Source organism: Taibaiella koreensis (assembly GCF_003545715.1).
Taxonomy (GTDB): Bacteria; Bacteroidota; Bacteroidia; order Chitinophagales; family Chitinophagaceae; genus Taibaiella; species Taibaiella koreensis.
The window spans coordinates 912,645-925,777 of sequence record NZ_QVNU01000001.1; the positions used below are offsets into that span (position 1 = coordinate 912,645).

Here is a 13,133-nt window from a genome sequence, read left to right on the forward strand (position 1 = left end):
TATTGAATAAGTGGCTGAAAAGGGTGCCACACCTGGGCTGGCTTACCGTATTTGCGATCTCGCTGGTCGCCTGCCTGATCCTGTACCGTTGGGAAAAGATACAATACGGCCCGGGACATTTTGTTCGCTATGTCCAGCGGGACTTCGGTACCCGGGAGCATGCTGCGCTAAGAGATTGCCGCAGCGGCGCCTTCGGCCGTTTTTTGAAAACACGGGGCAAGAGCACGCTCAGTTCGAGTTACTTCCTGTTCCTGGCCACATCGGGAGAAACGATCCTGTGGAATACCTCGCAGGTAGACCTCCCGGTAACGGTGCGCCGCGATCCGCAGGCCTACCTGGGCGGTAAGCTGCAACGGCTTACCGCGGGATACTTCTATATCCGTACCTGGCCGCTCACTCATGTTGTGCCGGGGAACGATAGCGATAAGGTCTTTGCCTATACCCTCATCCCGGTCGTTTACAATTATCCGCTGGAAAACCAATACTTTCAATCCCGGTTTGTAGCCGATCCCCATATTCCCGTATCCACAGGCGTGTCGGATACAGCCGCTCCCGGCGGCTATCCGGTATGGCGCGACAACGGCAGTGCCGCTTTCTATCTCAGCTTTCGGGAAACGGCAGATGAGATTTATGTAGCAGGGCCTGCCGTATGGTTGTTCACTATCATCGCCTTGCTCAGCTTCGCCTTTTGGCTACACCAGGTATGCCTCGATATCGGTGCGCGGGCAGGAAAACCCTTCCGGGGCTGGTTGGTGCTGCTGCTGGTACTGGCTGGCTGCTACTTTGGTAACAGCTGGATCGTTTATCCATCAGGCTACCTCAACTCGGAGCTTTGTTCGCCCGAGCTTTTCTCCTCAGGGGAACATGTCAAGTCGCTCGGTGACTTCATCATTTCTACAGCGATCATTTTCTGGCTGCTGGTCTATTTTATCGCCTATGTGCCGGTAGCGACCACACCGCTGCTCAGGCAACGCATGGCCGACAGGCTGTTGCGTTTTCTGTTATCGGCAGGTCTTATCCTGTTCCTGTACGAAGATATTGCGCCGGATATGCGTAAGCTGGTGATCGATAGTAAAATTTCGTTCCAGGTAGGCGATTTTTCCAGCCTCACTCCTTATACATTTATCGGGATTTTTACCCTTTCAGCCATTACGGTTAATTTTCTAATCATCCTGGGTATTATCAATGCCTTACTCACCGGAGCCGTAAGCAGGCGCTGGCTTAAGTATGGCTTTGTGCTGGCAACAAGCCTGCTCATCGTTTACCGGCTCTCCGGTACAGAGCTCAATGTATTCAACATGGCCATTATGTTCATGTCTTTTGCAGGCCTGCTGCTGATCGATTCATTTGGAATGCCCATGCAACGCCGGGGCCGCTTATACGATCTGTCTATAGCGCCTACCTTCTACCTGTGGTTCGCCATACTCTGCTCCTGGATCACTCTTGAGATCTTTTATTTTAACTATATCAAGGAGAAGGAGCTGAGAATGGTCTTTGCCCAAAAGCAACAGCAGGTCGACAATCAGTATGTGCAGTACACGTTTATGGATCTGGCTGCCGGCTTTCAGAAGGATACCGTGATCCAATCCTTTTTCCGAAATCCCGCGCAACGTAACATTGAGCTTGCCGAAAAATATATCTTCTACAACTACCTCGCTGAATATTCGCGTAAATATATCGTTGCTATTTATTTCTACGACCGGCGGCGAAAGCCAATGGGGAATAAGGATTCCACGGATGCGCAGCTGATGCGCTTCTCCGACACCATGTCGGGTCAACGGTTTCCCAGCGGCTCCCGGAATCCGGGAAAGATAGCGGACAATAGCCATATGTTCTGGCTGCTTTGCCCTATACCGGCATTAGACGATGCCGGGGATACCCTGGGGTATGTAGGCTTCGATGTTTCTGTTGATAAAACACCTAAGATGATCGGCCGGCGATCGTTCCTGGGTAAAAAATACAATCCCACCGATCAGCTCTACTTTGATAAATATGCTTACGGTATCTACAGGAACAACACGCTCTGGACACAGTATGGCAGCCACGTTTTCCCTTATGTCAATGCCAACCCGCCGGACACTATAGAGAACCGTTTTTTTGAATCCTGGAACAGCTCCCGGCTGGTATACCGCTCCTCGGGGGAAGAGCTGATCGAAGTGATCTACGACCGTAACCTGCTGATCAATATCATTTCGCTGTTCAGCTATGTGCTGGCAGTGCTGCTGGTGCTCACCGGTCTTACCTTCATCGTCCGCCAGCTATTCTTTTATCCTGCACGCACGCGGTTCTTTCTCAAAAATTTCAATTTCACCATACGCACCAAGATCAACCTTACCATCCTGGTAACCGTGTTTGCTTCCCTGCTGGTGGTGGGCATCATTACTTTGTCGTTCCTTAACAGCAAATACAAAGAGAATCAGCGAAAAAGCCTGCAAAACCTGCTGCTCTACTATGCCCAGAACATCAATCAGTTTGTAGAGGAGCACCACCTGGATCTCAATGCTACGCCAAGCGCGTTAATGGATCACTACTCTGATCTGAGCTACCGGCTTAATGCGCTGGCCGAAGACCAGGGCGCCGATATCAATTTATACAATGGCTCGGGCAAGCTGATCGCTACTTCTCAGCCCGAGCTCGTGAAGAACGGTTTGCTTTCCCGGCATATCCAGCCCGAAGTATTCAGGGCGCTACGTAATGGCGATCAGACAGAAATGCTGATCAGTGAGCACATCGGCGACCTGAAATACCAAAGCATCTATACACCGCTCAGAAGCCGCAACGACAGGATATTGGCCTATGTAAACCTGCCTTATTATGCTTCGCAGCGGGAGCTGAACGATGAAATATCCAATGTGCTGGTTTCGCTGATCAATGTATACGCCCTGATCTTTTTCCTGTCCGGTATCTTTGCGATCGTTATTTCCAATAGTATTATCCGCTCCTTCCGGCTGCTCATCGATCAGTTCCGGAACATACGGCTGCGGCACAACGAGTATATTGAATGGCCTTATAAAGATGAGATCGGCGTATTGGTAAAGGAATACAATGCGATGATGCAGAAAGTGGAAATGATGGCCTCAAGGCTGGCCCGCACCGAACGCGAGGCCGCCTGGCGGGAAATTGCGCGGCAGGTGGCCCATGAGATCAAAAACCCGCTGACACCGATGAAGCTCAATATCCAGTACCTGCAGCAGGCCATAAAAAACGACCGTCCCGATATCAATAGCCTGGCCTTGCGTGTGTCTGATACCCTGATCGAGCAGATCGAGAACCTTAACCTGATCGCTTCGGAATTTTCCAACTTTGCCAAAATGCCGGAAGCTGATCCGGAGGTGCTCCAGGTAGAGCAGGCGCTGCATTCGCTGGTGCAGCTGTTTCAAAAAGACAGCAAGATCGCCGTAGTGCTGGAGCCCGGCAATAAGAGCCTTTGCGTGCATATGGACAAAAGCTATTTCATACGGGTGTTTACCAACCTGATCCAGAATGCTATCCAGGCCATAGAAGAGCATAAGCAGGGCGTTGTGAGGATCCGCTATGAACAAAAGGAACATGATGTTGTTATAGCAGTCGAGGATAACGGAAGTGGTTTCCCGGAAGAGCTCCAGGAAAAGCTATTCGTGCCTTATTTTACAACCAAGTCATCGGGGACCGGATTAGGTTTGTCCATGACCCGCAACATGGTGGAGCATTCCAACGGTCGCATCTGGTTTGAGACAGTGCTGCATGAAGGCTCTGTTTTCTTTGTACAGCTACCACTGGCAGAAGGTGTGCATGGCGGGGGCACAAAAAATCATTGAGGCATTACAGAACCTTGTGTGAGAGGCCGGAATTTTCCGGCTTTTGTTTTATTTTTATTTGCTAATGCCTTATAAATTACAGAATTTCATCGCGACTTTTACAAGCAAGGGGAATGCGGAGGTTTTTCAGAATAATATTGTACATCATAGGCAGCATTCTGCTCCTGGTCATACTGATCATCGTGTTTTTGCAAACGCCATGGGGGAAGAATTTTGTGCGGCAACAGGCGGTTAAATACCTGCGCAATAAGCTGAAGACAGAATTGGTGATCACAAAGCTGGATTATTCTATTCCCGATAAATTCCTGCTGGAGGGCGTTTTGCTCAAAGACCGGAGGAAGGATACCTTGCTTTCTGTGGCAAAGTTGCAGGTCAATATGGACATGCTTGCCCTGCTTAAGGGTAAAGTGGCCGTCGACGATATCCTGCTGGAAGGGGTCAATGCGCATGTATACCGGCCGTTGCCCGATACGGTATTTAACTACAATTTCATTATTGAGGCTTTTGCGGGTAACGATACGGCCAAGCAGCCGGAGGCAGCAAAGGATACCGCCGCCTCCAAGCCGCTCGATATCGATATCGCCAAGGTGGTGCTGAAAGATATCCGCTTACGCTATGACGATGCTACGGGCGGCACCTATTTTTCGATGAACCTCGGCGGTCTTACACTGCGACCGAAGAAGATCGATCTGCAGCAAATGAAGTTCGAGGTGAAGGAATTCAGCGTGACCGGGTTACAATCTTATTTTGCCACCGATACCTCTTATCTGCCGCCACCGCCTAAGGATACGACTCCGGCAGCCGATTTTCAGCTGGCAGCCGATAAGGTGCGTCTCGACGATATTAAATTTGCCTATCTCGGTAAGCAGGACTCTATGTATTTTGGCATACAGGTAGGCATGCTGGAAACCGCGATACGGCATTTCGGTCTCCAGGAACAATTAGTGCAGATCGATAAGCTCCAGCTGGAGAATGTAGCGTCTTCTGTAGCTATGGGCAAGCCGAAGACGGCTGCTAATGTGGCTCAGGACATGAAAGAAGCAACCACAGACTCGGTAGGCGCCAATAACTGGCGGGTGCTGGCCGGTAGCCTCATGCTTAAAGAGATCGGCTTTGTGATGGACAACAATGCCGCGCCACGACAGGCGGCCGGCATGGATTATGCCCATATGAACTTTCAGCACCTCTCTTTCAATGGCGAAGATATCCTGTATAGTCCGGACACCATTTCGGGCAATCTGAAGCACCTGGCATTGAGCGAACAAAGCGGGCTCAGCATTATAGAGCTGCGTACCCGCTTTCTCTATTGCAACCAGGGCGCGCAGCTGAACCAGCTCTACCTACAAACACCGGGTACACTGCTGCAGGACCGGATAGGGGTGAGTTACCCTTCGCTGGCCACGCTGGAAAAGGAAATGAATAAAATGCGCCTGGATATTGCCATTAGTAACAGCAAGGTGAGCATGAAAGACGTGCTGCTGTTCCTGCAACCCGAACAGCGCAAGATGCTGGCGCCTTATGCTACGCAGCAATTCCGGCTGGCAGCACAGATCAAAGGCTTTCTCAATGCTTTGGCGATCAATGATTTTAATGCCTCGGGCCTGCAGGGGACCGTTATTGCGCTGAAAGGCCGGCTCAATGGCCTGCCCGATACTGATAAGCTTAACTACGATCTGAATATCGCTACCTTACGCAGCACCTATGCCGATATCGCTCCCTTCCTGCCCGATAGCCTGAAGAGGCAGGTACGGGTCCCGGAATGGTTTTCCATTAAAGGATTGCTGGCCGGCACTGCCAAAGATTACCGGCCCGACCTGGAGATACACACTGCAGATGGTGATGCCACGGTAAAGGGAGCCCTGCTGATGTCGCCGGGAGAAGGCAAGGAGCAATATGACCTGGCGCTAACGACCAATAACCTTAACCTGGGCCGTATACTCAGGCAGGACTCACTTTTCGGTAAAATGACACTGAAAGCTGCTGCTAAAGGGACCGGCTTCGACGTCAATAAGATGAATACCACTTTTGATGCCGATATCGCTTCGGTATGGGCTATGCAGTACAACTATAACAGCATTCACCTGGGCGGTACGCTGGCCAATAAGGTTGCCGATATCAAAGGTAATTCGACCGATCCCAATGTAAATTTCACACTCACGGCATTGGCCGATCTCAGCAATAAATATCCGGCGTTGAAAGCTGATCTCAGCATCGGCAATTTCGATCCGCAGGCGCTGAACCTATACAGTGATACCTTGCGGATCAAAGGGGACATTCATGCCGATTTCGAAAGCCTTAATCCCGATTACCCCAGCGGTACACTGACCTATGCGTCGCCGCAGCTGCATTTGCCGGGCTACGATCTGCGTCTTGACAGCATCATCTTCCGTTCGAAGCCCGATGCCGACAGCCTGCAGAATATTTACCTGGATGCCTCCAATGTACTGTATGCCAATCTTACAGGACATATGCCGCTGACTCAGATCGGTAATGCAGCCTTGAGCCATATCAATAATCACTACCGCGTTACGGACTCCGTGATCAAAGTGCAGGGACAATACGATATGACGCTGAATGCAAATGCCGTATACCGGCCCTTGCTTAAGACCTGGCTGCCCGATCTGAAACCTTTCGACTCCATTAAGCTGGCAGTGGTGCTCAATCCCACCGCATTTAACGTGGATGCCTATGTGCCTAAAGTGATCTACGGCAAGAACCGGATCGATAGTGGTGTGGTGAAAATATACGAAGCCGGGGATACGCTGCGCTACGGCGCTTCGCTGAAGCGTTTTACGCAGGATCAGTTTGCGCTTTGGTATCCCTCGATATCGGGTTCCTTACGCAAAGACAGCGTTTATGCACGTGTGCGCATCGCCGACTCGGTGAGGAAAGACCAGTTTGCGCTTGGCGCGGCTATCTACCACAATCTGGGCAGCGATTCTGCTTTGACCTATATCCGCATGTTCAAGGGGATCCTGCTCGATTACGATCGCTGGGATGTAAACCCGCAAAACCGGATCGTACTGGGGCCTCAGGGCTTTTACATCCGGGACTTTGCGATGAGCAAGGATAACCAGTCGATCCAGGTCAATAGTGAGCAGGCTACATTCAGATCGCCTTTTACCGTGTCGGTGAAGAATTTCCTGTTGTCAAACGTTACCCGAATGATCAGCCGCGATACGCTGGTCGCAGACGGCTATCTTAATGTCAATGCGAATATTGACCTCAGGGATTCTTTCCCCAGGATCAATGCCAGCGCTGAGATCAACCAGTTGGTGGCCTTCAACCAGCCGGTAGGTGACCTCAAGCTCACCGCAAGCAACGCGACGGCCAATATGTACGATGCCCACCTGCAACTGAACGGCAACGATAATAATGTGGTGCTGGACGGCCGCTACTTCCTGGAGCCGGTTGACAGCAACCAATTCAAATTTGATCTTGTGGTAAACGCACTAAGCCTGAAAAGCCTGCAGGGCTTCAGCTTTGGCTCGATCCGCAATAGCTCCGGCTTTATCCGGGGCAATCTGAATATCGCGGGCACAACCGACCGGCCTAAGCTCCTAGGCGAGCTACATACCGATCAGCTGACCACTACGGTAAGCATGCTGAATGCGCCGTTTACCATGCCTTCGGAGACGATCCGTTTTGCAAAGGAAGGCATCCTGCTGAATCATTTTACCATTAAAGACAGGATGGGCAAAGCGGCTACCATCGATGGCCGTATCCGTACCCGTAGCTTTACCCGGTACAATCTTAATCTGAATGTAAAAGCTGATCATTGGGAAGCCGTCAATTCTACGAAAAAGGACAATGAGCTGTTCTACGGTAAGCTGATCATGAGCACCGATCTTAATATTAAGGGACAGGCAACGGCCCCTAAGATCGATGGCGAGCTGACGATACACGACAGCACCCGGCTTACTTACGCGATGATCGATAACGGTCCCGGTATACAGGAGTCCGACGGTATAGTTCGATTTATCGACAGCCGGGATACGACCTGGGTCGACTCCACCCAGATCATTACGGCGCGCAATATGCGCCTCTCCCGTGCCGCCCAGATGAATGTAAATGTTGGTATCGAAGAAAAGGCGATCTTCAACGTAGTGATCGATCCCGTGACCGGCGACAATCTGCAAGCTATGGGAGAAGCCAATCTCAATACCTTCATCGGACCCGACGGGGCTGTAGGGCTTACGGGTACCTATGAGCTGAAAGGCGGTTATTATGAGCTGCATTATAATTTCCTGAGGAAAAAATTTGATATACAGTCGGGTAGTGTGATCACGCTTTCGGGCGATCCGCTGGATGCGGAAGTAGATATTACAGCTGTTTATGCCGCCAATATCGCCCCTTACGAGCTGATGGAAAAGCAGTCAACCGACCCTGCAGAGTTAAACTACTTTAAACAACGGCTTCCCTTCCAGGTATTGCTCAAGCTTAAAGGCAAGGTAATGAAACCCGATATAAGCTTTGATATCGTATTGCCCGAGGATAAGGAAAATGTCGTGAGTACCAGTGTAGCGGAAGCAGTGCAGCGAAAGCTGGCCGATATCCGGAACGATCCGTCGATCCTCAACAAGCAGGTGTTTGCTGCGCTTATCCTGGGGCGGTTCATTACCGACGATCCTTTTGCTTCGGGAGCCGGCGGGGGTATGGAATATGCTGCCCGGCAGAGTGCCAGCCGCTTCCTCAGCGATCAGCTGAATGCCATTGCCGGTCAGCTGGTGCAAGGCTTTGAGCTGAACGTAGGCCTGGAATCTTCCGAAGATTATTCTACCGGTGATAAGTCTACGCGCACCGATCTGAATATTACCGCGTCCAAAAGGCTGTTCAGCGACCGTCTGAAAGTAACTGTAGGTAACGACTTCCAACTGGAAGGCCAGCAGGCGCAAACCCAGCAGAGCAGCCTTATTCCCGGTAACCTGTCGTTGGATTATATGCTTACCAGGGACGGACGCTACCAGGTAAGGGGTTACCGTGTTAACCAGCTTCAAAACCTGGTGGACGGCTATGTGGTGGAAACCGGGCTCAGCTTCCGCCTGAATATCGAGTACAACAAATTCAAGTATATCTTCCGCAATTGGGAGAAATACCGCAAGAAAATGCAGGAGCAGCGCGCCCGGCAACAGCAGGGTTCAAAGAACAATGGCGCAGGGCAGTAGGGGATTTACAGGTAAAAAAGAGGTTATAACTTATAGCGAATAATGTACCGTTTCCGCAGATATATCTATGGCTTATTACTGACCGGTTATGTGTTGCAGGCCCTGTCCTGCAGTAATTCCCGCTATCTGGCCGATAACGAGTCGCTGTACCTGGGCAATAAAGTGTCGGTTACCGATACTTTCACTTCAAAAGCGGAGAAAAGCAGCCTGGAAGCCGAATTGTCCGAAGCCGTGCGCCCAAAACCCAACTCCTCCTTTCTGGGTGTCCGCCTGAAGCTCACTTTATACAACATAGCCGGTGTGCCCAAAAGAGAAAAAGGATTTCGCAACTGGCTGCGCAACAAGATCGGCGAGCCCCCTGTAATGGGTAGTGATGTCAGTATCGATGGCAACAATAAGGTGCTGACCAATATCCTGGTAAATTACGGCTACTTTAAGGCGGAAAGCAGCGGCAGCAAAGAGACCAAAAAGAAAAAGACATATGCTTCTTTCGAAATCGCTACCGGGCCCCGTACCCATATCCGCAATGTTGCTTATGAGAAGAACGATACGTCTCAGCTGGCGAAAGATGTGCTTAACGATAAGGGCAAATCGTTACTGAAGCCAGGCGATCCTTACAGCCTGCAGGCCATAAAGGACGAACGGTTACGGATCGACAATATCCTGAAGAATAAAGGCTACTATTATTTCTCTCCCGAATTTATACTGATCGATGCCGATACCGGCATTGGTGCCAACCAGGCCGACCTCACCGTAAAAATGAAATACAGTGAGATGCCACGGAACGCTTATCGCCAGTACCTGATCAATTCCGTAACGGTATTTCCCAATTACCGGCTGAACAGCAATACGAACCGTAATGCCCGTACCGCCAACGATACTATAAGCCGGCGCAGGGTTGCCAAAACGGAGGATACCCTGGTCTTTGACAACTTTAGAGTGATCGACCGCCAGCATCTGTACCGGCCTTATGTTTTTTACCAGGCTATGCAGCTCCAGCCCGGCGAGCTCTACAATAAAAAGGACCAGAACATGGCCTTGAACAGGCTGGTAACGCTTGGTGCATTCAAGTTTGTAAAGAACGATTTTACACTAGTGAAAGATAGCAGCCGCAACCTCCTGGATGTGTCGTACCTGCTGACGCCTTATGCCCGGAAGTCTTTCGGAGGAGAATTGGGCGGCTATACACAGAACGATACGCGTGGCGGCATAAGGGGCTCTATCAACTGGCGCAACAAAAACCTGTTCGGGGGAGCGGAGATATTCACGATCAAGCTAACCGGGAGCATGGAGGCCCAGTTTGGCGGAGGATCAAATGTGAAGCGTCCCAATGCTTACAACGCCGGTCTGGAGGCCAATCTGAACATTCCCCGCTTCCTGATACCTTTTGTTGATATCAAGCCTTCGGGCATGTACATTCCGAGGACGATCATTTCTGCGGCTTACAATTATTCGCTTCGCGCCGGGTTTTATGAAATCAACTCACTGAGCTTCGGCTATGGATTTAACTGGAAAGAAGATATCCGTAAGGATCATAAGCTGTATCCCTTCAATATTACCTACGTCAGGACCGATACGATTGACAATACCAAGAGCGATCAATTCAACTTAAGTAATCTATTGTTCAACGGGATCATTTTCGGTCCCACCTATGAGTATACCTTCAACTCGCAGCTCGACGGTGTACACAGGAAAAGCAATTTTTATTTCAACGGTCTTATTGATCTTTCGGGCAACCTTGTGGGTATAGCGCAGAAAGCTTCTCCGGAAAATCCAGGGAAGATTTTCGGCTCCAATTATGCGCAATACCTTAAAGCGCAGGTGGATTTTCGTTATTACTATAACCTGACCCCCAAAACGGTATTAGCTGCGAGGGCTTTATTTGGCTATGGCTATTCCTATGGCAATTCAAGCCGGTTGCCCAATGTCAAGCAATTTTTTAGCGGTGGTAGCAGCAGCTTGCGCGGATTTCCCTCGAGGTTGGTAGGACCGGGTACCTTCAATGAGCGTTACCTGCGCGGTACCGATTCCCTTATCGAGATACTGGGCGATGTCAAGACCGAATTCAGTGTAGAGTACCGGGCCAAGCTGTATAAATTTATTGAAGGTGGCGTATTCGCCGATGCCGGCAATGTGTGGCTGCAGAACAGCAATCCCACCTTCCCCGGCGGTACTTTTTCCGGTAGCTTTTATAAGGAGCTGGCTGTCGACGCCGGTCTGGGGCTACGTTTCGACTTTTCAATCCTGCTGCTCCGCCTCGATTTTGCCTTTCCCATCAGGAAGCCCTGGTTCCCCGAAGGGCAGCGCTGGCGCTTCAACGACATCAGGTTCGGCGATCCCGATTGGCGTAAGGAAAACCTGTTCTTCAACCTGGCTATCGGTTATCCGTTCTAGATTGCTTCAGCGATCGAATCGTTACCCTCGTGTGCTGGTATCTTCGCTTTTAGTAGTCCGGTAAGAAGAGCCATAAGAGATTTTTACGGCCAGGCCTTAATGCATTTAATAATGTTACCTGGACACTTCTTTATAAAGATCAAATTTGTTGAAGGGCACCTTGCCAAAATCTTTTACGGTTTTCGTTTTGTCTACGTCTGGTACCAGCGCTTCGGCGTTGGGATCGCTGCTTTCGTTGAATTTATAGCTTATGAAATGGTCTTTGTACAGGAACCAGTTCTGCGTTGCCTTGTCATACTTAAATGTGGTTACCTGCTCCCAATGCTCGCCGCCCGCAACGCCATGTTCGATGGAGAAATAGCCGTTTTTTATCGTTGTGCCAGTGAAAGGATCGCCGGCCCTGCCACCACAGTCGATGCAATAAACAGCATTATCATGTCGCAATGCAAGCCGGTAGGAACTGTCGGCTTTTCCCAGCAGGAGAAGCAAGGGGCGTTTAACTGGTTTGTTTTCTACATAATCCGATGTTGCTGCTTCATTGTCCCTTTTTAGTACCAGTATCTTGTCGGCTATCCCATCCCGGTTGGCATCTCCGGTAGATTGATTGATAACCGTATAACCTTCGGGGATAAATTGCGTCAACGCCGGCGAGATATCGACATGTGCTTCATTAACGGTCCCCTGCTGTTCATGTGTTACGTCCCGGGGAGTGTCTTGATTCACTGCCAGCTCTGTTCTGTTGCTTTCGGCCGTCTTCTTGTTCTCCGGACTATTACAGGCTGTCAACAGCCCGCCGACCAGTACTGCCAGAATTATTTTGGTTACCATACTTTTCGTTTTTTATCTACGGTTCATCGGGGCATTTGTATAGTTTCCTTACATCCGATGCGTTATTGATATGCTTGAGCCGGTACCGTATATCATCCTGGCTAATGAATTGGTTTTTAGGGAAAGTGATCACCTGGTTTTTTACCTGCTTGATCAAACGGTCTGATACCAGATATTCCCTGATCTCTTCGGTTACTTCCTTATTCTTTTCATTATCGAAATAACGCTTTGTTTCTTTCGAAAAAATCAATGCACCGTTTTTGTAATAATATTGATAGTCCCAGGCTGCAGCGGCCCTATCATCATCGCCAACACCTATATCGCTTATTTTTTGTACCAGGCCGTTTTGATAATGGATGGTAATGGTAGCTTTGATCACACCGCAAGTATTGCTATAGGGATACGATCTTACATCATGTTTCGAAATATTGATCCGTTCCACTTCTTTCGTGATTGCGCTTGCCTTGCTGGCCACACTTTGAGCATATCCCAGTAGCGTTAAAGAGGTGCCTAAAATCGTGAGCAAACTTTTCATAGGTGACTGTTTGGTGTTTTCTTCTTCCTGGCCTTCGCCACCTGCGAATGCGATAGTGCTATAATTCGCTTTTTTTACCGGATACGATCTGCAGTAGTTTTATGCAAAACACTATCCAGTATGCGTACTTCAGCATTGAACCGTTGACGCCAATCCTTGCCAAACTGCTGTTCCAGCTGGCGAAAGTATCTTTGGTTGTTTGGCTCATACCGTTGCTTTGCCCCTGGTATCACTTCGCAGCCGCCTTCAATACGGCTATACCGGATGTTCCATTTTTTTATAACACTGTCCATCGCGTCGTAGAAACCAACAGGCGGCAGTTCGCCTTCGCGATAATCCGTCCACATCAGGCTGGTGTCAGCTTCTGTTAGTGATGATTTGTTGTTCGTGTCTCCACCTCCGTTACAGGAGAGA

6 protein-coding genes are annotated in these 13,133 nt (G+C 49.8%); 3 read left to right on the forward strand and 3 right to left on the reverse strand.

Going from position 1 to position 13,133, the window contains the following annotated elements; translation table 11 throughout:
• The first annotated feature begins 2 nt into the window (after positions 1-2).
• From DZK30_RS04130 to tamL, 3 genes are all read left to right on the forward strand, one after another.
• Positions 3-3,797 (forward strand): sensor histidine kinase, encoded by a 3,795-nt coding sequence (locus DZK30_RS04130; RefSeq protein WP_118972801.1) that lies wholly within the window; start codon positions 3-5, stop codon positions 3,795-3,797.
• A 113-nt stretch (positions 3,798-3,910) separates the two neighbouring features.
• The gene (locus DZK30_RS04135; protein WP_118972802.1) at positions 3,911-8,962 is read left to right on the forward strand and encodes a translocation/assembly module TamB domain-containing protein; all 5,052 of its coding nucleotides are present in this window, start codon (positions 3,911-3,913) and stop codon (positions 8,960-8,962) included.
• Between the two features lie 42 nt (positions 8,963-9,004).
• A complete protein-coding gene (gene tamL, locus DZK30_RS04140; RefSeq protein WP_118972803.1) occupies positions 9,005-11,356 on the forward strand; it encodes a translocation and assembly module lipoprotein TamL in 2,352 nt (783 codons plus the stop codon).
• A gap of 114 nt (positions 11,357-11,470) precedes the next feature.
• Here the strand turns inward: tamL and DZK30_RS04145 are convergent, their stop codons facing one another.
• The 3 genes from DZK30_RS04145 to DZK30_RS25645 form a co-directional block, all read right to left on the reverse strand.
• Complete coding sequence (locus tag DZK30_RS04145) at positions 11,471-12,184, reverse strand: hypothetical protein (RefSeq protein WP_118972804.1); 714 nt, start codon at positions 12,182-12,184, stop codon at positions 11,471-11,473.
• 16 nt (positions 12,185-12,200) lie between these two features.
• Positions 12,201-12,719, reverse strand: coding sequence for a hypothetical protein (locus DZK30_RS04150; protein ID WP_162902827.1), 519 nt, complete (start codon positions 12,717-12,719; stop codon positions 12,201-12,203).
• A 74-nt stretch (positions 12,720-12,793) separates the two neighbouring features.
• The gene (locus DZK30_RS25645; protein WP_162902828.1) at positions 12,794-13,066 is read right to left on the reverse strand and encodes an FEKKY domain-containing protein; all 273 of its coding nucleotides are present in this window, start codon (positions 13,064-13,066) and stop codon (positions 12,794-12,796) included.
• Positions 13,067-13,133: the final 67 nt, after the last annotated feature.

Coding starts and splice junctions, on each gene's coding strand:
- DZK30_RS04135 (WP_118972802.1), top strand. CDS start 3,911: ATGCGGAGGTTTTTCAGAATAATATTGTACATCATAGGCAGCATTCTG.
- DZK30_RS04150 (WP_162902827.1), bottom strand. CDS start 12,719: ATGAAAAGTTTGCTCACGATTTTAGGCACCTCTTTAACGCTACTGGGA.
- DZK30_RS04145 (WP_118972804.1), bottom strand. CDS start 12,184: ATGGTAACCAAAATAATTCTGGCAGTACTGGTCGGCGGGCTGTTGACA.
- tamL (WP_118972803.1), top strand. CDS start 9,005: ATGTACCGTTTCCGCAGATATATCTATGGCTTATTACTGACCGGTTAT.
- DZK30_RS25645 (WP_162902828.1), bottom strand. CDS start 13,066: ATGTGGACGGATTATCGCGAAGGCGAACTGCCGCCTGTTGGTTTCTAC.